The organism is Micromonospora globosa, assembly GCF_000717585.1.
Lineage (GTDB): Bacteria > Actinomycetota > Actinomycetes > Mycobacteriales > Micromonosporaceae > Micromonospora > Micromonospora aurantiaca.
In genome coordinates this window covers 24117-43969 of record NZ_JNZR01000033.1, presented here as the reverse complement: position 1 = coordinate 43969, position 19853 = coordinate 24117, and the positions used below count along the sequence as shown (strand labels likewise).

General features: G+C 72.5%; 18 protein-coding genes, 1 tRNA gene and 1 pseudogene. 4 read left to right on the top strand and 16 right to left on the bottom strand.

Annotated elements, in window-relative coordinates; all coding sequences use genetic code 11:
* Positions 1–19 precede the first annotated feature (19 nt).
* On the bottom strand, positions 20–1036 hold the full coding sequence (locus IF06_RS0125830; protein ID WP_176739734.1) for a hemolysin family protein: 1017 nt from the start codon (positions 1034–1036) through the stop codon (positions 20–22).
* A gap of 177 nt (positions 1037–1213) precedes the next feature.
* Between IF06_RS0125830 and galE the strand changes: the two genes are divergently transcribed.
* Both galE and galK read left to right on the top strand, forming a co-directional pair.
* Complete coding sequence (gene galE, locus IF06_RS0125825) at positions 1214–2200, top strand: UDP-glucose 4-epimerase GalE (RefSeq protein ID WP_013283963.1); 987 nt, start codon at positions 1214–1216, stop codon at positions 2198–2200.
* Positions 2197–3348, top strand: coding sequence for a galactokinase (gene galK, locus IF06_RS0125820; protein WP_030274095.1), 1152 nt, complete (start codon positions 2197–2199; stop codon positions 3346–3348). Before galE ends, galK begins: the two co-directional genes overlap by 4 nt.
* Positions 3349–3438: 90 nt before the next feature.
* On the opposite strand, the gene IF06_RS0125815 is transcribed toward galK, so the two are convergent.
* The 9 genes and pseudogenes from IF06_RS0125815 to IF06_RS0125775 form a co-directional block, all read right to left on the bottom strand.
* Positions 3439–4740, bottom strand: coding sequence for a sulfate adenylyltransferase subunit 1 (locus tag IF06_RS0125815; protein WP_013283961.1), 1302 nt, complete (start codon positions 4738–4740; stop codon positions 3439–3441).
* A complete protein-coding gene (gene cysD / locus IF06_RS0125810) occupies positions 4740–5651 on the bottom strand; it encodes a sulfate adenylyltransferase subunit CysD (RefSeq protein WP_013283960.1) in 912 nt (303 codons plus the stop codon). The genes IF06_RS0125815 and cysD overlap by 1 nt, the downstream gene beginning before the upstream one ends.
* 79 nt (positions 5652–5730) lie before the next feature.
* Complete coding sequence (locus tag IF06_RS0125805) at positions 5731–6564, bottom strand: inositol monophosphatase family protein (protein WP_030274093.1); 834 nt, start codon at positions 6562–6564, stop codon at positions 5731–5733.
* A 65-nt stretch (positions 6565–6629) separates the two neighbouring features.
* On the bottom strand, positions 6630–7220 hold the full coding sequence (gene pth / locus IF06_RS0125800) for an aminoacyl-tRNA hydrolase (RefSeq protein WP_030274091.1): 591 nt from the start codon (positions 7218–7220) through the stop codon (positions 6630–6632).
* 100 nt (positions 7221–7320) lie between these two features.
* Entirely contained in the window at positions 7321–8016 is a 696-nt protein-coding gene (locus tag IF06_RS0125795; RefSeq protein WP_013283957.1) for a 50S ribosomal protein L25/general stress protein Ctc, read from the bottom strand.
* Between the two features lie 284 nt (positions 8017–8300).
* A complete protein-coding gene (locus IF06_RS0125790) occupies positions 8301–9281 on the bottom strand; it encodes a ribose-phosphate diphosphokinase (protein WP_013283956.1) in 981 nt (326 codons plus the stop codon).
* 56 nt (positions 9282–9337) lie between these two features.
* Positions 9338–10861: pseudogene (gene glmU, locus IF06_RS0125785) on the bottom strand (bifunctional UDP-N-acetylglucosamine diphosphorylase/glucosamine-1-phosphate N-acetyltransferase GlmU); the annotation flags it as partial.
* A 73-nt stretch (positions 10862–10934) separates the two neighbouring features.
* A tRNA-Gln gene (locus IF06_RS0125780) sits at positions 10935–11005 on the bottom strand.
* A gap of 47 nt (positions 11006–11052) precedes the next feature.
* Entirely contained in the window at positions 11053–11673 is a 621-nt protein-coding gene (locus IF06_RS0125775) for a resolvase (RefSeq protein ID WP_145754449.1), read from the bottom strand.
* Positions 11674–11865: 192 nt separating this feature from the next.
* Here IF06_RS0125775 and IF06_RS0125770 point away from each other — a divergent pair, with 192 nt between their 5' ends.
* Positions 11866–12534 (top strand): TetR family transcriptional regulator, encoded by a 669-nt coding sequence (locus tag IF06_RS0125770; RefSeq protein ID WP_013283952.1) that lies wholly within the window; start codon positions 11866–11868, stop codon positions 12532–12534.
* A 41-nt stretch (positions 12535–12575) separates the two neighbouring features.
* On the opposite strand, the gene IF06_RS0125765 is transcribed toward IF06_RS0125770, so the two are convergent.
* The 6 genes from IF06_RS0125765 to IF06_RS0125740 all read right to left on the bottom strand — a co-directional run bounded on the left by IF06_RS0125765 (position 12576) and on the right by IF06_RS0125740 (position 18493).
* Positions 12576–13043, bottom strand: coding sequence for a DUF4383 domain-containing protein (locus tag IF06_RS0125765; RefSeq protein WP_030274086.1), 468 nt, complete (start codon positions 13041–13043; stop codon positions 12576–12578).
* A gap of 115 nt (positions 13044–13158) precedes the next feature.
* Positions 13159–13614, bottom strand: coding sequence for a DUF4383 domain-containing protein (locus IF06_RS0125760; protein ID WP_013283950.1), 456 nt, complete (start codon positions 13612–13614; stop codon positions 13159–13161).
* Between the two features lie 97 nt (positions 13615–13711).
* Complete coding sequence (locus tag IF06_RS0125755) at positions 13712–15511, bottom strand: ABC-F family ATP-binding cassette domain-containing protein (RefSeq protein WP_030274084.1); 1800 nt, start codon at positions 15509–15511, stop codon at positions 13712–13714.
* Positions 15512–15576: 65 nt separating this feature from the next.
* A complete protein-coding gene (locus IF06_RS0125750; RefSeq protein ID WP_013283948.1) occupies positions 15577–16530 on the bottom strand; it encodes a 4-(cytidine 5'-diphospho)-2-C-methyl-D-erythritol kinase in 954 nt (317 codons plus the stop codon).
* A gap of 86 nt (positions 16531–16616) precedes the next feature.
* Complete coding sequence (gene rsmA / locus IF06_RS0125745) at positions 16617–17486, bottom strand: 16S rRNA (adenine(1518)-N(6)/adenine(1519)-N(6))-dimethyltransferase RsmA (RefSeq protein WP_013283947.1); 870 nt, start codon at positions 17484–17486, stop codon at positions 16617–16619.
* A gap of 101 nt (positions 17487–17587) precedes the next feature.
* Positions 17588–18493, bottom strand: coding sequence for a TatD family hydrolase (locus IF06_RS0125740; protein WP_030274082.1), 906 nt, complete (start codon positions 18491–18493; stop codon positions 17588–17590).
* Between the two features lie 81 nt (positions 18494–18574).
* On the opposite strand from IF06_RS0125740, the gene IF06_RS0125735 reads away from it, so the two are divergent.
* Complete coding sequence (locus IF06_RS0125735) at positions 18575–19819, top strand: hypothetical protein (protein ID WP_030274080.1); 1245 nt, start codon at positions 18575–18577, stop codon at positions 19817–19819.
* The last annotated feature ends 34 nt before the right edge of the window (positions 19820–19853 follow it).

Here is a 19853-nt window from a genome sequence, read left to right as displayed (position 1 = left end):
CAGCAAGCCCCGGCGTCCGTCATGACGGGCCGGTGGATCGGGCGGGTACGGGCGGAAGCGGACCGTTCACCTCACGCCGGGGCTCGGGCAGCCGCGCGGCGGAGACCGCCAGGCGGGACACCCGCCGGCCGTCGAGCGTGAGCACCCGCAGCAGCCAGCCCGCCGGATCGGCGGGGACCGATCCGGTGGCCGGGTCGACAGCCACCGGCACCTCGTCGCCCGCCACGGGCAGCCGGCCCAGGGCGGCCATCACGTACCCGCCCACCGTCTCGTACGGCCCGGCGGGCAGCGGCACCCCGGTGCGCTCGGCGAAGTCGGTCAGGTTGAGCCGGCCGTCGACGACCGCGGGCAGACCGGCGGGTTCCGGTTCGAGCGGGCCGTGCTCGTCGTCGCGGATCTCCCCGACCAGCTCCTCGACCAGGTCCTCGCAGGTGACGATGCCGGCGGTGCCGCCGTACTCGTCGACGACGACGGCCAGGTGGTGGCCCTCCCGGCGCATCTCGGTGAGCGCCGCCAGCACGCGTTTGCTGTCCGGCAGGCGCTTCACCTCCCGGATCAGGTCGCCGACCAGGAGCAGCCGGTCCGCGTCTGGGCGCAGCAGCACGTCCCGCAGGTGCACCAAGCCGACCACGTCGTCGTGGGTGCCGTCGACCACCGGGTAGCGGGTGTGCGGGTCGGCCCGGACCAGCCGCTGGGCCTGTGTCAGCGGGAGCGCCGCGCTGAGGAAGACCACCTCGGTGCGGGGCACCATCACCTCGCGGACGAGCCGGGCGCCGGCCACCAGCACCTCGTCGATGATCCGCCGCTCGTCCGGGTCGAGCAGCGTGTTCGCCGCGACCAGGTCACGCAGCTCGGCCTCGCTGATCCGTTCCCGCCCGGCGGTGGGGCTGGCCCCGAGCAGGGCGGTGACCAGGCGGGTGGCGCCGTCGGCGCCGCGCACCACGAGACGGGCCACGGTGCGGGCCAGCGGGCCGGGTTCGCGTCGGGGCCGCCCCGACGGTCGCCGCCGGGGCCCGGGACCACCACCCTCCCGCATGAGAAGGATGGTAGACAGCGGCCACCCTACGCTCGGCCCAATGTTCGGATCTGTTCAATCATGAAGGATTGTGATGGAATGGAGGCGGACTCAACTCGACAGCCGCGACACAGCCCCCGGCCGTAGGGTGATCGCGGGACGGCCGCCGCGGGACGCGGCCCAGGCAGGAGGACCGACGTGAAACTGCTCGTCACCGGCGGCGCCGGCTACATCGGCAGCGTGGTGACCCGGATGCTGCTCGACCACGGCCACCAGGTGACCGTGCTGGACGACCTGCGCACCGGTCACCGGGAGGCCCTCGCCCCCGACGCCACCCACGTCGAGCTGCCGGTGCACGAGGCCGCCCGGGTGCTCACCCCCGACGCCGGGTTCGACGGCGTGCTGCACTTCGCCGCCCTGATCGCCGCCGGCGAGTCGATGATCCGCCCCGAGCTGTACTGGCACACCAACACGGTCGGCTCGATCGCGCTCATCGACGCGGTCCGCGCCGCCCGGGTGCCCCGGATGGTCTTCTCCTCCACCGCCGCCGTCTACGGCAACCCCACCGAGCTGCCCATCCCGGAAACCGCCGTCAAGGCGCCCACCAGCACCTACGGCGCCACCAAGCTGGCCGTCGACATGGCGCTCACCTCCGAGGCGATCGCGCACGACCTGGCCGCCGTCTCGCTGCGCTACTTCAACGTCGCCGGGGCGTACCTGCGCGACGGGCTGGCCATCGGCGAGCGGCACGACCCGGAGACGCACCTCATCCCGATCGCGCTCGACGTGGCCGCCGGACGGCGGGAGAAGCTCCAGCTCTTCGGCGACGACTACCCCACAGTCGACGGCACCTGCGTCCGCGACTACATCCACGTCGAAGACCTGGCCCGCGCCCACCTGCTCGCGCTGGACGCGGCCACCCCGGGCCGGCACCGCATCTACAACCTCGGCAACGGCAACGGCTTCACCAACCGGCAGGTGGTCGACGTGGTCCGCGAGGTCACCGGGCACCCGGTGCCGGTCGAGGTGGCCCCCCGCCGCGAGGGCGACCCGGCCGAGCTGGTCGCATCCTCCGCGCTGGCCCGCGACGAGCTGGGCTGGACGCCGGCCAAGCCCACCCTGCACGACATGGTCGGCGACGCCTGGGCGTTCTACCGGGCGCACGTCGCGGGACAGCCCTCATGAATGTCGCCGACCGCGCCACGGCCGGCTTCCGGCAGCGGTACGGCACCGAGCCGGCGGGCCGCTGGGCGGCTCCCGGACGGGTCAACCTGATCGGCGAGCACACCGACTACAACGACGGCTTCGTGCTGCCCTTCGCGCTGCCGCTGCGTACCGTGGTCGCCGCCGCGCCCGCCCCCGACGGGCGCTGGACCGTCTGGTCGGAGCTGGACGACGAACCGGTCGAGTTCGGCGCGGCGGAGGCCGACGAGCCCGGCCGGGTCGACGGCTGGGCCGCCTACGTGGCCGGGGTGGTGTGGGCGCTGCGCGCCGACGGCCACGACGTGCCGGGCGCACGGCTCGCCGTCGCCTCCGACGTGCCGGTCGGCTCCGGGCTCTCCTCGTCGGCGGCGATCGAGTCGGCGGTGCTGGCCGCGCTGGTCGACCTCGGCGGGCTCGACCTGCCCGCCGGGCGGTGGCCGCGGCTCGCCCAGCGGGCCGAGAACGACTACGTCGGCGCACCCACCGGGATCATGGACCAGTCCGCGGTGATCCGCGGCCGGGCCGGGCACGCGCTGTTCCTCGACTGCCGCACCGAGGAGGTCGAGCAGATCCCGTTCGACCTGGACGGCGCCGGGCTGGCCGTGCTGGTGATCGACAGCCGGGCGCCGCACCGGCACGCGGACGGCGAGTACGCCGCTCGGCGCAAGAGCTGCGAGCAGGCCGCCGCGACGCTCGGGGTGACAGCGCTGCGCGACGTCGACGTGGCCGGCCTCGACGCCGCGCTGGCGCGCCTCGACGACGACGAGACCCGCCGCCGGGTCCGGCACGTGGTGACCGAGAACCAGCGGGTGCTCGACACCGTCGCGCTGCTGCGCGCCGGGCGGGTCCGCGACACCGGTCCGCTGCTGACCGCCTCGCACGCCTCCATGCGCGACGACTTCGAGATCACCGTGCCGGAGATCGACACCGCGGTCGAGGCGGCGCTGTCCGCCGGGGCGTACGGCGCGCGGATGACCGGCGGTGGCTTCGGCGGCTGCGTGCTCGCCCTGGTCGATGCCGACGCCGCCGACGCGGTGGCGGCCGCCGTGACCGAGGCGTACGCCGAGCGCGGCTTCACCGCCCCCGGCACGCTCACCGTCCTGCCCGCCGGTGGCGTCACCCGCCTGTAAGGAAGGGCCCCTTATTAACGCCTGCGGTAGAGGAAGGGCCCCTTGTTAACAGCGCACTGTTAACAAGGGGCCCTTCCTTACAAACCAGGGTCAGCCGGCCTCGACGATCATGCCGGCGCCGACCGTACGGTTCGTCGACTCGTCGATGATCACGAAGCCGCCGGTGGTGCGGTTACGGCGGTACTCGTCGGCCAGCAGCGGAACCGTGGTGCGCAGCCGGACCCGGCCGATCTCGTTGAGCTTCAGCTCACCGGCCGTCTCGTCGCGGTGCAGCGAGTTGATGTCCAGCCGGTAGTGCAGCCCGCGCACGATCGCCCGCGCCGAACGGGTCGTGTGCTTGATCGCGTACTTGCCGCCGACCTGCAACGGCCGCGTCTCGTCCATCCAGCAGATCATCGCCTCGATGTCCTGCACGGCCATCGGGGCGTTGTTCGGCCGGCAGATCATGTCGCCGCGGGAGATGTCCAGCTCGTCGGTCAGCCGGACCGTCACCGACATCGGCGGGAACGCCTCGTCCACCGGGCCGTCCGCGGTCTCCACCGCGGCGATCCGGCTGGTGAAGCCCGACGGCAGCACCATCACCTCGTCGCCCGGCTTGAGCACGCCGGAGGCCACCTGACCGGCGTAACCCCGGTAGTCGGTGACGGTGGTGGACTGCGGCCGGATCACGTACTGCACCGGGAACCGCACGTCGACCAGGTTGCGGTCCGACGCGATGTGCACCCGCTCCAGGTGGTGCAGCAGCGACGGGCCCTCGTACCAGGGCATGTTCTCCGAGCGGGTGACGATGTTGTCGCCCTGCAGCGCGGACACCGGCACCACAGTCAGGTCCGGCACGTCGAGCTTCGCGGCGAACGCGGTGAACTCGTCCGCGATCCGCTCGTAGACCTCCTGCGACCAGTCCACCAGGTCCATCTTGTTCACGCACAGGACCAGGTGCGGCACCCGCAGCAGCGAGCAGAGGAACGCGTGCCGGCGGGACTGCTCCACCAGGCCCTTACGCGCGTCCACCAGGATCAGCGCCAGGTCGGCGGTGGAGGCGCCGGTGACCATGTTCCGGGTGTACTGGATGTGCCCCGGGGTGTCGGCGATGATGAACTTCCGCCGCGGCGTGGCGAAGTAGCGGTACGCCACGTCGATGGTGATGCCCTGCTCCCGCTCGGCGCGCAGGCCGTCGGTGAGCAGCGCCAGGTTCGTGTACTCGTCGCCCCGGGCCGCGCTGACCGCCTCGACGGCGGCGAGCTGGTCACTGAACAGCGACTTGGTGTCGTAGAGCAGACGGCCGATCAGCGTCGACTTGCCGTCGTCGACGCTGCCCGCGGTGGCGAACCGCAGCAGGTCCATCGGCCGCGCGGTCTCACTCTCGGCCGGGGCCAGGGTCTCGACGCTCATCAGAAGTAGCCCTCTCGCTTGCGGTCCTCCATGGCGGCCTCGCTGACCCGGTCGTCGCCGCGGGTCGCGCCGCGCTCGGTGATCCGCGTGGCGGCCACCTCCTCGATCACCTTCTCCACCGTGTCGGCGTCCGAGCGGACCGCCGCGGTGCAGGAGGCGTCACCCACGGTCCGGTACCGCACCTGCGCCTTGAACGGCTGCTCACCGGCGCGGGCCCGGAAGAACTCGTTCACCGCGTAGAGCATGCCGTCGCGCTCGATCACCTCGCGCTCGTGCGCGTAGTAGATCGACGGCAGCGGGATCCGCTCCCGCTCGATGTAGTGCCAGACGTCCAGCTCGGTCCAGTTCGACAGCGGGAACACCCGGATCGACTCGCCCGGGTGGTGCCGGCCGTTGTAGAGCGCCCACAGCTCCGGACGCTGGTTCTTCGGATCCCACTGGCCGAACTCGTCGCGGAAGCTGAACACCCGCTCCTTGGCCCGCGCCTTCTCCTCGTCGCGCCGGGCGCCGCCGAACAGCGCGTCGAAGCGGTGCTTCTCCACCGCCTCCAGCAGCACCGGCGTCTGGATCCGGTTGCGCATGCCGTCGGCCGACTCGCGGACCAGGCCCTTGTTCAGCGCCTCCGGCACGCTCGCCACGATGAGCTGCAGGCCCAGCTCGGCCACCCGCTGATCGCGGTAGTCGAGCACCTCGGGGAAGTTGTGCCCGGTGTCCACGTGCATCACCGGGAAGGGGATGTTGGCCGGCGCGAACGCCTTCTGGGCCAACCGGAGCATCACGATCGAGTCCTTGCCGCCGGAGAACAGCAGCACCGGCCGTTCCATCTCGGCGACGACCTCGCGCATCACGAAGATGCTCTCCGCCTCGAGCGCGTCGAGGTGCGACACCTGGTACGCGGCGGGGGACGTCATGACACGAACTCGATTCGCACGGATCCGTACATCGGATTCCAGACCTTTCAGGTCGGACTCGTGAAGAAGAACGCTCAGGTTACCCGGAATGCCGCTGCAACGCTGCAAGCAACCGACTCGCGAGATCCTTGCGGCAGACCAGCAGATCCGGTAGGCGTGGGTCGGCCCCGTTGTATTTCAGCGCAGAACCGTCGATCCGGGAAGCATGCAGACCGGTGGCCGTCGCCACAGCGACCGGAGCGGCCGAATCCCACTCGTACTGACCGCCCGCGTGGATGTACGCGTCGACCTCACCCGTGACCACGGCGGCGATCTTCGCGCCCGCCGAGCCCATCGGAACCAGATGAGCGCCGACGTCCTCTGCCAGGTCGGTCAGGAAAACCGGCGGACGGCTACGGCTGGCCGCCAAGCGGATGACCCGCGCGCCGCCCCCGGTGGCCGCCTCCACTGTCATCGGCGGGTACGCCGGCGGGTGGTCCGTGCCGAGCACCCGGTGCTGGGCCGGCAGCGCCACCGCGCCCGCCACCAGACCGTGCGGCCGCGACGCGTTACGCGACCAGAGCGCCACGTGCACCGCCCAGTCCGCGCGCCCCTCCTCCGCGTACTCCCGGGTGCCGTCCAGCGGGTCGATGATCCAGACCCGGTCCGCGGTCAGGCGCGACAGCGCCGCGTCTGTCACCTCCGCCGTCCAGGCCAGCCGCGAGCCCTCGTCCTCCTCCGACAGCACCGCGTCCGCCGGCCGCCACTTCGCCAGCTCGGTGCGGATCAGATCGTGCGAGACCTTGTCGCCGGCCGACCGGAGCGCGCCCGCGTCGGCGAAGCCCATCTCCGCGCGCAGGGCCGTCAGCGCCTGACCGGCCCGGGACGCCAGCCACCGGGCGAACCCGCCGTCGATCATCGGAGGACTGCCCATGCTGCTCCCGTCACCCGCCTTCGCTCCCGTCGCCCGAGGCTACCGGCCGGGCTCCGCCCCGCCGCTCAACTCCCGTGGTACAGGTTCTGCGTCGGCTCCACGCCCTTCAGAACCACGGACTCCACCACGTCCGCCGCGCGGTCCACCAGGAACTCCAGCTCCTTGCGCTCCGACGAAGAGAAATCCGAGAGTACGTAGTCAGCCGGGTCCTGCCGGCCCGGCGGCCGGCCGATGCCGAACCGCACCCGCACGTAGTCCTTGGTGCCGAGCGACTTCGACATCGAGCGCAGGCCGTTGTGCCCGCCCTCGCCGCCGCCGCACTTCACCCGCACCTGCCCGTACGGGATGTCCAGCTCGTCGTGCACCGCGATCACGTGCGCCGGCGGGATCTTGTGGAACTGCGCCAGCCCGGCCACCGGACCGCCGGAGAGGTTCATGTACGTCAACGGCTTCAGCAGCACCAGCTTCGGACCGCCGAACCCCAGCCGCCCCTCCGCGGCCTCGGCCATCGCACGCTTGTGCCGCCCGAACTTCGCGCCCACCCGGGCCGCCAGCAGGTCGGCCACCATGAACCCGACGTTGTGCCGGTTGCCCGCGTACTCCCGGCCGGGGTTGCCCAGGCCGGCCACCAGCCACGGTCCCGCCTCGTCCGTCACCCGACGCCCCTTCCCGCTCGCTCGCCCGACCAGCCGTCCCGATACGCCGACAGGCGCCCCCGGGAACCGGGGACGCCTGTCGCACAGCCTTGCGGACCGGTCAGGCCTCGGTCTTCGCCTCGGCCGGGGCCTCCTCGCCCTCGGCGGCCGGAGCGCCCTCGGCACCCTCGGCGGTCTCCTCGCCGACCTCGGCCTCGGCCTCCTCGGTGGCCTCCTCGACCTCGGGGAGGGTGGCCTCGAGCTGCTCGGCGGTCGGAGCGGCGGTCACCGAGGCGACAGCGGTCTCCTCGTCGGTGGCCAGCTCGACGCCGGCCGGCAGCTCGACGTCGGCGGCGGTGATCGTGGTGCCCGGCTCGGCGCCCTCGATCGACGCCTCCAGGTGGTCCGGCACCTTGGTCGCGTCGGCGGTTACCGACAGCGTGTCGTGGTCGTGCACGATCAGGGTGTCCTTCGCGGCCTCACCGGTCAGCTGGACCGGGACCTCGACGGTGACCTTCTCGCCACGGCGGACCAGCAGCAGGTCCACGTGCTCGAAGGTGTCCTTGATCGGGTCACGCTGGATCGCCTTCGGCAGCGCCAGCACCTGGGTGCCGTCGCTGACCTCGATCGCGAAGAGCTGGTTCGCGCCGCCCTTACGGATCGCGGCGGCGAACTCCCGCGCCGGAAGCGCGATGTGCTTGGGCTTCTCGCCGTGGCCGTACAGCACGGCGGGCACCTTGCCGGCCCGGCGGGTACGACGGGCACCACCCTTGCCGAACTCGGTACGGGGCTCGGCGCTGATCTTTACCTCGGACACGGGGAAACTCCTGATGCTTCGCTGCGGCGGCTTGTCGTCTGGCGGTGCTGGGGCGAGGGGCTCGCTGGGGCTAGGGTCATGAACGACCGCCCGGAGCACCGCGTCGATGACGGCGCCTCCGTGCGGTGCTTGTCAGCAGCCCGCCGGGCACCCTCGCCGTGGCAACCGCACCAGTCTACCCGAGGGAATTCCCGGCTCTCCGGCAGTCCCCCATATCACCGCCCCGCCGGTTCCGCAGGGCATCGGCCCGGCCGCCGGGAACTCCCGGCGACCGGACCGCACGCTCAGCTCAGGCCACCGAACAGGGTGGTCACCGAGCCGTCGTCGAAGACCTCCCGGATCGCCCGCGCCAGCAGCGGGGCGATCGACAGTACGGTCAGCTTGTCCAGCTGCTTCTCCGACGGCAGCGGCAGCGTGTTCGTCACCACGACCTCGCTGATCGGGCTGTTCTTCAGCCGCTCCGTCGCCGGGTCGGACAGCAGCGCGTGGGTCGAGGCGACCACGATCTCCGCCGCGCCCTGCTCCTTGAGGATGTCCGCCGCCTTGGTGATCGTGCCACCGGTGTCGATCATGTCGTCCACGATCAGGCACACCCGGCCCTCGACCTCACCGACCACCCGGTTCGCCACCACCTGGTTCGGCTTGAGCGGATCGCGGGTCTTGTGGATGAACGCCAGCGGGCAGCCGCCCAGCCGGTCGGTCCAGCGCTCGGCCACGCGTACCCGGCCCGAGTCCGGTGCCACCACGGTCATCGGCCGGCCCGCGTACTTGTGCTCCACGTACTCGGCCAGCACGTCCATCGCGAACAGGTGGTCCACCGGGCCGTCGAAGAAGCCCTGGATCTGCGCGGTGTGCAGGTCCACGGTCAGGATCCGGTTCGCGCCCGCCGTCTTCAGCAGATCCGCGATCAGCCGGGCCGAGATCGGCTCCCGGCCGCGGTGCTTCTTGTCCTGCCGCGAGTACGGGTAGAACGGCAGTACCACTGTGATCCGCTTGGCCGAGCCGCGCTTCAGCGCGTCGACCATGATCAGGGTCTCCATGACCCAGGTGTTCACGCCGTGCGTCACGGACTGCACCACGAAGGCGTCCGAACCACGGACCGAGTCCTTGTACCGTACGAAGATCTCGCCGTTGGCGAAGTCGTACGCGTCGGCCGGCGTCGGCGCGACGCCGAGCACCTCACCGATCTCCTTGGCCAGCTCCGGAAAACCCCTCCCGGAGAAGAGCATCAGGCTCTTGCGGTTTTCGGCGACGATGCTGCCCATGGGCCCGTCTGCTCCCGTATGTCGGTGGTGCCCGGCGGCGGTGGGGCCGGGGACTGTTCGGTTGCAGTATGCCCCCGGTTCAGCGATCCACCCACGGCCCGCCGATCCCCGTGGATTCAGTCACCTTCGCTTGCGGCGCCGCCCGTGTCCGGCGCACCCTCACCGGCCCGCCGCGCCGCCTCCGCGGCGTCCGTACCGGCCCGCTTGCGCAGCACCCAGCCCTCCACGTTGCGCTGCTGACCACGCGCCACCGCCATCGCGCCCGGCGGCACGTCTCCGGTGATCACCGAGCCCGCAGCGGTGTACGCGCCGTCGCCCACCCGTACCGGCGCCACGAACATGTTGTCCGCTCCGGTACGGGCGTGACTGCCGATGGTGGTGTGGTGCTTGCGTACCCCGTCGTAGTTGACGAAGACGGTGGCCGCGCCGATGTTGCTGTGGTCGCCGATCGTCGCGTCGCCCACGTACGACAGGTGCGGCACCTTCGACCCGTCACCGATCGACGCCTTCTTGGTCTCCACGAACGTGCCGACCTTCGCCTTGCGGCCCAGCCGCGACTCCGGCCGCAGGTACGCGTACGGGCCGACGCTCGCCTGCGGGCCCACCTCGGCGCCGAGCGCGTGGCTGCGCACGATGCTCGCGCCCGCGCCCACAACCGTGTCCACGAGCGTGGTGTCCGGGCCGACGAGCGCGCCCTCGCCGACCACCGTGGCGCCCTGGAGCTGCGTGTTCTGGTCAATCACCGCGTCCCGCTCGACGGTCACGGTCACGTCGATCCAGGTGGTGTGCGGGTCGAGGATGCTGACCCCGGTACGCATCCAGCCCTCGTTGATCCGGTCGCGCAGCAGGCGGCGCAGCGCGGCCAGCTCGACCCGGTCGTTGCAGCCGAGCGTCTCCACGTGGTCGGCGGCGCAGTGCACGGCCACCGGCTCACCGGCGTCGCGCAGCAGCGCGAAGACGTCGGTCAGGTACTCCTCGCCCTGGTCGTTGTCCGTGGAGAGCTTGCCCAGCGCCTCCCGCAGGCGAGCCGCGTCGAACGCGTAGATGCCCGCGTTGATCTCCCGCAGCGCGCGCTGCTGGGGGGTGGCGTCGCGCTCCTCGACGATCTGCTCCAGGTGCCCCTGCGCGTCCCGCACGATCCGGCCCAGACCGGTCGGGTCCGGCACCTCGGCGGCCAGCACTGTCGCCGCCGCGGCGGCCTCCTCGTGCGCCTCGACGAGCGCCTGGACCGTCTCCGGCCGCAGCAGCGGCACGTCCCCGTTGATCACCACGACGGTGCCGGTCGCGTCCGGCACCGCGTCCAGCGCGATGCGGACCGCGTGCCCGGTGCCGAGCTGGCGCTCCTGGAGCACCGGCGTGGCACCCGGGGCGACCTCGGTCAGGTGCTCCCGGACCTGGTCGGCGCCGTGGCCGACCACGACCACCGAGCGGTCCGCGCCCAGCGGACCGGCTGCGGCCAGGACGTGACCGAGCAGGGTACGGCCGAGCAGCGGGTGCAGCACCTTGGGCAGGGACGACTTCATCCGCTTGCCCTCACCGGCGGCGAGCACGACAACGGTGCGGAGGTGGGGCTGGGACACGACGTGGCTCCCGTCGGGACGGCGACAGTCTCGCGGTCATGCTAACCACGCGACGGAGGGCAAACAGCAGAAGCTCCCGGGAGAGGATTCGAACCCCTATAATCAGGACCAAAACCTGACGTCCTGCCATTAGACGACCCGGGATGGTCGAAAACGGGCAAATAGTATTACGCCCGTCGGCTGCCTACACCTTACCGGTCACGAGGTGGATCTTCATTGCTCATTCCTTTCATGATCCCTTCGATCCTCCAATAGAGACGGGTTCCACCCACGACGTGCACGGTCAGGCAGCCGTGGTAGTCGGCTCCGACGTTCTTGCGCCTGGTCAGCGGCCGGTGCCTCTTGATCGTGGTGGGCTGGAAGCTCTCCGCCGGCACGCCTACCCGAGCCGCCCACCACCGCACCGCAGCCGCGTCGTCCGCCGTCTCGTGGATGCTCACCCGGAACCTCCGGTCCTCGACCGGCACCTCGACGGCGTTCAGGAAGCGAAGGAAGAGCATCACCAGCAACGGATCGCTGTTGACGAATTTGATCCGGCAGTCGTTCGGACGCCAGGGCTTCGCCTTGCCACCCTCACACCAGTAGATCGCCGCGCCGATCAGCAACAACTCGCGCCGGTCGAGGCGCCGCACCCAGTCCGCCGACGCGGCCACCACCTCGGCCCGGGCCGCGTCCCGCGCCGCCCGGTGCGCGCTCCACTGCGCGTCGGCACGCGCCTGCTGGGCGACCCGCCGGCGCCGGCGCACCAGCTCCGGATCCAGCGGCACATGCCGGGTCCACAGGTATGCCGTGGACTTCGAGACGTCGAGCACCCTCGCGATCTCCCCCACCGGTGAGCCGGCTCGCCGCAGAGCCAGCGCCCGCGCATGCAGCTCCGGCTTCCACCCCCGGTAAGAGGGCGGACGACTACCGGACTCATCATCGACGGCCACCGGCGCAGATTAGGACGTACGTACGACAGCAGCCGGTCTGACCAAGAGCGTCGCGCCTGGCAGGATGGACGGGTGACCGACGTATCCGGCAGCGACCGCACCCGTCGGCGGCCCGTGCCGGCGGCGAAGCCCTCCCGGGTGCGGATGTCCGCGACGCAGCGGCGCGAGCAGTTGATCTCGATCGCCCGGCAGATCTTCGCCGAGCGCGGCTTCGACGCGACCTCGATCGAGGAGGTGGCGGCGCGCGCCAAGGTCTCCAAGCCGGTGGTCTACGAGCACTTCGGCGGCAAGGAGGGGCTCTACGCGGTGGTGGTGGACCGGGAGGTCCGCGCGCTGCTTGACCGGATCACCACGGCGCTGACCGCGGGCAACCCGCGGGAGCTGCTGGAGCAGGCCGCGCTGACGCTGCTGACCTACATCGAGGAGGAGACCAGCGGGTTCCGGGTGCTGGTCCGGGAGTCGCCGCTGATGTCGGCGACGGGCAACTTCAGCAGCGTGATGAACGACGTGGCGCACCAGGTGGAGCACATCCTGGCGGGCGAGTTCTCCATCCGGGGGTACGACCCGAAGCTGGCGGAGCTCTACTCCCAGGCGCTGGTGGGCATGGTGGCGCTGACCGGCCGCTGGTGGCTGGAGGTGCGCAAGCCGCGCAAGGAGACGGTGGCGGCGCACCTGGTGAACCTGGCCTGGAACGGGTTGTCGCACCTGGAGTCGAAACCCGGGCCGATCCCCCGGGGCTGACGCCGCGTCAGCGCAACAGCCGCTTCAGCGCAACAGCCGCGTCAGCGCTCACCGATGGGGTGGTAGCGGCGCTGCCGCTCCTCCTCGGCGTGCTCGGCGGTGCCGACCTTGTCGTAGAGGCCGGTGGCGAGCAGGACCAGCCCGAACAGCAGCGACACGATGACTGTCGACATCGAGAAGTTCAGGAAGTTCGCCGGGGTCTGGAGCACCGACATCATCAGGATGCCGGTGACCAGGAAGACCACGCCGGCGGTGAGGTTCATGTAGTGGCCGAGGTTGTCGCGGCGGGACGCCCCGACCAGCAGGACCGCGCCGAAGACCACGGAGACCAGCGAGAAGGCCAGGTTGGTACGCAGGCCGAGCGCCCAGTCGCTGTCCCGGCCGAACAGTCCTTCGCCCCAGGTCTGGAAGACGCCGAAGACGCCGAAGACCAGGATGTAGAGGCCGATGAGCCCGGACAGCACCCGGTAGAGCGGCCGCGCGGGGTGGTTCACCGGGAAGTGCGCCATGATGCCCTCCAGCCGTGTGACTGATTCGGGGCAATTGTCACCTGCGTTGTCCGGTCGCGTCCGGAAAACACCGAAGGCCCGGCGCAGCGCGCCGGGCCTTCGGTGAGAGACGGGATCAGAGCACCAGGCGGGCCTTCTGCCAGGCCTCGTGCTCGTCGTCGGAGCCGACCTTGCCGTACATGCCGACCATCAGGAGCACCAGCGCCAGGGTCAGGACCACGACGTCGGTCATGATCGAGAAGTTGAAGATGTTGGCGTCGGTCTGCAGGAACGCCAGCGCGGCCAGGCCGATCACCATCAGCGTGTAGGCCAGCCACTGGTTGATCGCCACGTCGAGGTTGCGGCCGATCGCGGTGCCGACCAGGATCACGACGCCGACCAGCACCGACAGCAGCGAGAACGCCATGTTGGTGCCCTGGCCGAGGACCTTGGTGTCGTCCTGGGCGAGGAAGTCGTTGCCGGCGCTGGCGATGATGCCGAGGCCGCCGAAGACGACGAAGTACAGACCAACGAGCCCGCCGATCGCCCGGTAGATCGGCCGCGCGGGGTGGTTGACGGGGGTGTGGGCCATCTCTGCGTCTCCAAAAGACCGTTCGGACGAGGGTTCCACCGGTGATTGTCCCGTACGCCGGTCAGTGACGCCGCACACCCCCCACCCCGGCGGCAGGTCAGCCGCCCGGGAGCTCCTCGGCGAGGGACAGCCAGGTCTCCTCGGTGCGGTCCCGCTCGGCCCGTACCTCCTTGAGCTGGGCGTCCAGCTCGGCGACCCGGGCGTAGTCGGTGGCGTTCGCGGCGAGCTGCTCGTGCAGGCCCGCCTCCTTCTGTTCGAGCTTGGCGATCTGCCGTTCCAGCCGGTTGAGTTCCTTCTTCGCGACGCGTACCTCGGCCGCTGACATGCCCTCGCGCGCCGGCGCCGCCGCGGCCGGGGTGAGGTCGGCGGGTGCCGGGCCGCCGGCCGCGGCGGCGCGCGCGAGGTACTCGTCGACGCCGCCGGGCAGGTGCACCAGGCGGCCGTCACCGAACATGCCGTACGCGACGTCGGTGACCCGCTCGATCAGGTAGCGGTCGTGGCTGGCTACCACGATCGTGCCGGGCCACGAGTCGAGCAGGTCCTCCAGCGCGGCGAGCGTGTCGGTGTCCAGGTCGTTGGTGGGCTCGTCGAGCAGGAGCACGTTCGGCTCCCCGGCGAGCAGCCGCAGCATCTGGAGGCGGCGGCGCTCGCCGCCGGACAGGTCGCTCACCGGGGTCCAGAGCCGCTTGTCGTCGAAGCCGAAGATCTCGGCGAGCTGGGCGGCGCTGATCTCCCGGTCGCCGAACTGCACGCGCCGGGCCACCTCCTCGACGGCTTCCAGCACGCGCAGGTGGCCGGGGAGTTCGGCGAGTTCCTGGGACAGGAACGCGGGCCGGACGGTCTGCCCGGCGGCGAAGCGCCCGCCGTCGGGGCCGGTCACCCCGGCGAGCATCCGCAGCAGGGTGGTCTTGCCGGCGCCGTTGCGGCCGAGGATCGCGACCCGGTCGCCGGGCCCGACCTGCCAGGTGGTGTCGTGCAGGATCTCCTTCGGGCCGGCGTGCAGCCGGACGTGTTCGAGGTCGTACACCTGCTTGCCGAGCCGGGCGGTGGCGAGCCGTTGCAGCGACATGGTGTCGCGGGGTTCCGGCACGTCGGCGATGAGCGCGTTCGCCGCGTCGATGCGGAACTTGGGCTTCGAGGTGCGTGCGGGGGCGCCCCGGCGCAGCCAGGCGATCTCCTTGCGGAGCAGGTTCTGGCGGCGGGCCTCGGTGGCGGCGGCGACGCGTTGCCGCTCGACGCGGGCCAGCGTCCACGCGGCGAAGCCGCCCTCGTACGCCCGGACGGTCTGGTCGGCGACCTCCCAGGTGGTGGTGCAGACGGCGTCGAGGAACCAGCGGTCGTGGGTGACCACGACGAGCGCGCCCTTGCGGGTGACGAGGTGCCGGGCCAGCCAGTCGACGCCGCCGACGTCGAGGTGGTTGGTGGGCTCGTCGAGGACGAGCAGGTCGGCGTCGCGGACCAGCAGCGCGGCGAGCGCGACCCGGCGGCGTTCCCCGCCGGACATCGGGCCGACCGGCGTGTCCAGGCCGAGGTGGGGCATGCCGAGGCCGTCGAGGATGGCGCGGACACCCGCGTCGCCGGCCCACTCGTGCTCGGCGCCCATGCTCTCGCCTAGCCAGGCGGTGCCGAGCACGACGTCCCGCACGGTCAGTTCGGGGGCGAGGTCCAGGCGCTGCGGCAGCCAGGCCACCCGCAGGTCGCGGCGGTGGGTGACGCGGCCGTCGTCGGGTTCCTCGGTGCGGGTGAGCAGGCGCAGCAGCGTCGACTTGCCGGCGCCGTTGAGGCCGACCACACCGACCCGGTCGGCGTCGTCGAGGCCGAGCGAGACGTCGGTGAGCAGCGGCCCCGCGGCGCCGTACCCCTTGGACACCCGGTCCAGGTTGACGATGTTGGCCACTGACCCACCCTTCACGACTCAGGCGTCCCGGGGGCCCGGGACGCCTGAGTCAAGGGTACGGGGCGTCAGACCACGCGGGCGCCGGCGACCGGACCGTGCGCGACGCGGGCCTCCCGGCACACCCCGGCGGCGGTGATCTCGGCGGCGATCCGGACGGCGTCGGCCTCGCCGGTGGCGAGGAAGACGCAGGTGGGTCCGGAGCCGGAGACGATGCCGGCGAGCGCCCCCGCGGCCTCGCCGGCCTTGAGCGTCTCGGCCAGCGAGGGGCGCATGGTCAGCGCGGCGTCCTGGAGGTCGTTGCCGAGCGTGGCGGCGAGCACCCGCGGGTCGCGCTGGCGCAGCGCGGCGAGCAGCGCGTCGGTGCTGCCCAGCGGCGTGCCGGCGGCTCCGGCGTCACGCAGCCGGTCCAGTTCCCGGTACGCGGCCGGGGTGGACAGGCCGGCGTCGGCGATCGCCACCACCCAGTGCCAGGAGGTGGGGCGGGCCAGCACCGGGCTGACCGCCTCGCCGCGGCCGGTGCCGAGCGCGGTGCCGCCGTGGATGAGGAACGGGACGTCCGAGCCGAGGTCGGCGGCGATGCCGGCGAGCTCGTCGCGGGACAGCCCGGTGCCCCAGAGCGTGTCGCAGGCGACGAGCGCGGCGGCGGCGTCGGCGCTGCCACCGGCCAGCCCGCCGGCGAGCGGGATCTGCTTGCGCAGGTGCAGCCGGGCGTGCGGGGCGACGCCCGCGTAACCGGCCAGCGCGTGCGCGGCGCGCAGCGCCAGGTTGGTGTCGTCCAGCGCCAGCTCGCCGGCGCCCTCGCCCTCCATGGTGAGGGTGAGCGTGTCGCCGCGACGGGCGGTCAGCTCGTCGTAGATCGAGATCGCGTGGTAGACGGTGTTCAGCTCGTGGTAGCCGTCACGCCGCAGCGGTCCGACCCCGAGATGCAGGTTGACCTTGGCGGGCACCCGCACCTTGACCGGGCCGCTGGCCCCGCGCCGCTGCCCGTCCTCGTCCCCCGGTCGCCATGCCTCGGTCACCGGGTGGACTCCACCGGACGTGGGCGGATGTCGAACGGCTTCGGCACTGTCAGCTCCTCGGCGAGGGGTCGGGCAACGGCGCCAGCCTACTGCTCGCCGCCGGGGGCGTCCGGGGCCGACGCGGCGATGGCGGCGAACTGCTCGACGGTGAGCGATTCGCCCCGCGCGGACGGGTCCACGCCGGCGGCGGTGAGCGCGGCGGCGGCCCGGTCCGCGCCGCCGGCCCAGCCGGCCAGGGCGGCGCGCAGCGTCTTGCGGCGCTGGGCGAACGCGGCGTCGACGACGGCGAAGACGGCCTTCCGGGGTACGTCCGGCCGGGGCGGCTCGCGCCGGGTGAACGCGACCAGGCCGGAGTCGACGTTCGGCACCGGCCAGAACACGTTCGGCGGGACCTTGCCGGCTGCGCGGGAGCGGGCGTACCAGGCGAGTTTGACCGACGGGATGCCGTACACCTTGGAGCCGGGACCGGCGACGAGCCGGTCGGCGACCTCCTTCTGCACCATCACCAGGCCGTGGCGCAGTGTGGGCAGCTCGGCGAGCAGGTGCAGCACGACCGGCACGGCGACGTTGTAGGGCAGGTTCGCCACCAGCGCTGTGGGCGCCGGGCCGGCCAGGTCGTCGGCGGTGACCCGCAGCGCGTCGGCCGGATGGACGGTGAGCCGCTCGGCGGCCGTCCCGGCGAAGCGGGCGGCGGTCTCCGGCAGCGCGGCGGCGAGCGCCGGGTCGAGTTCCACAGCGTGCACGTGCGCGGCGACCGGGAGCAGGGCGAGCGTGAGCGAGCCGAGCCCGGGGCCGACCTCCAGCGCCACGTCGTCGGGGGTCAGCCCGGCGGTGGTGACGATCCGGCGCACGGTGTTGGGGTCGTGCACGAAGTTCTGGCCGAGTTTCTTGGTCGGCGTGACGCCGAGGCGCGCGGCGAGTTCCCGGATCTCCGCCGGGCCGAGGAGTCCGGTCACGCCCCGTAGCGTAAGCGCCCCCGCCCGCGGGGAAGGAAGGGCCCCTTCTTAACGCCTCGCGATATGGCGGGGCCCTTCTTAACGCCGCGGACCGAACGCGCTCAACGCCACGGGCCGAACGCTTGCTCACCGTTCGTGGAGAGGGCGGCGCAGAGGGCGTCCACGTCGATGCCGGTGGTCTCGGCGAGGAAACGGACCGTGAGCGGGATCAGGTACGACGCGTTGGGCCGTCCCCGGTACGGCATCGGGGTCAGGTAGGGCGCGTCGGTCTCCACGAGCATCTGCTCCGGCGGGGTGACGGCGGCGGCCTCGCGCAGCGCGGCGGCGCTGCCGAACGTGACGGTGCCGGCGAAGCTGAGCAGGAAGCCGCGCCGGACGCACTCGCGGGCGAAGTCGGCGTCGCCGGAGAAGCAGTGCATGACCACGGTTTCCGGGGCGCCCTCGTCGTCGACGATGCGCAGCACGTCGGCGTGCGCGTCCCGGTCGTGGATGACGAGCGCCTTGCCGTGCCGCTTGGCGATGGCGATGTGCGCCCGGAAGCTCTCCTCCTGCGCAGCCCGCCCCTCCTCGCCGGTACGGAAGAAGTCCATCCCGGTCTCGCCGACGCCCCGGACCCGGTCCCGGCCGGCGAGCGTCTCGATCTCGCGCAGTGCCTCGTCCAGGTCGGCCAGCCGGGGCGCCTCGTTCGGGTGCAGCGCGACGGTGGCGAGCACCGGGGCGTACCGGTCGGCGACGTCGGCGCTCCACCGGGACGAGTCGACGTCCACCCCGACCTGGACGAGCCGGTCCACGCCGGCCCGGGCGGCGACGTCGATCGCGGCGGCCACCGGGTCGTCGCCGGTGGTGCTGCCGGGAGGCGTGCCGAACTCGCCGACGGTGATGTCGAGGTGGGTGTGGCTGTCCGGCACGGGTACGGGCAGCGGCTCGGGGGCGGGCGGGAACTCCCCGGCCCGGCGGGCGGCGCGCTGCTTGCGGGTCTCGGTCTGCTCGGTCATCGCGGCCAGCATCACACACCCGCCCGGGGCGGCGTTCCCGGACCGCCACCGGCTGTTCACGTGCCTCACATCTGGCGGGCTTAGCGTCCTGGAGTGACCGTCACCGACCAGGCCGGCGGGCCCGCCTCCGACCGGGCCGGGTTGCGCGTGACGTACGGCGGCCGGGTGCATCCGGCGGAGGAGATCGCCCGGGGCGCGGCGTACGAGTTGTTCAGCGCCGACGAGGCGCCCGGGTTCGAGTGGTGTCCCCGGCCCGGGGGCGGCTATCCGTGGCGCCGGTTCGTGCACGCGACCGAGGTGGACGCGGTGCACGGCGCCGACGGTCCGGCCGACGAGACGGACGCGCCGCTGCTGATGCCGGTGCACCGCGACCGGGGCTGGGAGTACGTACACCGGCTCAGCCAGCAGCCGGGCGCGGCGGGTGATCCGACGCTCGCCGCCGTGCGGGCGTCGGCGGTGATCCGGCCGGGTACCCGCATGGTGAAGGTGCTCTCCGCCCGGCAGCTCGCCGGGTACGTGCGGGGCGTGCTGCCGCACGGCTTCTGCTACCGGGAGCACGACGTCGCGCACCTGCGGACACCGGCCGGGATGGCGGTGCTGCGGGGCGACTCCGAGGGCGGCGACGTGGCGTACGCGGTGCGCTGGCGGGCCGCCGACCCGGCCGACTACGACGTGCCCGTGGGCCCGGCACACCGGGGACTCATGGCGTTGCCGCCCCGGGACCGGCTCGGGCCGCCGGTGCTGGGTACCGGGTTCGTGCCGAGCAGCGCGCAGCTCGTACCGGAGTTCGTCACCCGGGAGTTCGCCGACCTGCCGATGCCGGCGAACGCCACCCTGCTCGCCTACCCGGCCGACGGGGTGGAGGTGGTCCTCTACACCTACCAGGCGGAGCAGCGGGGCTGGCTGCGCCTGGCCGGCCCGCAGTGGCGGCATCTGCTCGCCGCGGTGCCGGGTCTCTCCGCCGACCAGGAGTACGTGCCGACCGGCGAGGCGCCGCGCTCCACCCGGCTCGTCGGCGCGTACGCGGGTTCGGAGTACGAGGCGGTGGCCGACCAGCCGGGCGGGTTCCGGGTGCTGGCGATGACCCGGGCGGCCCGGTACCCGGTGGACGCGGCGGCCCGGCGGGTGCGCACGGCGGCCTGGCGCGGGGTGCCGTGCCTGGTGCTGCGGGAGGAGGGCGGCTGGCTGCGGTTGCGGCTGCGCCGCCCGGATCCGGACGCGGTGGCCGCGACCGGCGCGCAGTGTCTGGAACGCGGCGTGTACGAGGTCTGGGCGCCCGGCGCCGAGCTGGCCGACGACCGGGTGGTGGACCTGCCCTATCCGGCCCGGCACGAATAGACGAGGGCAGGTCGGGAAGGCGTGGGGTGTCCGA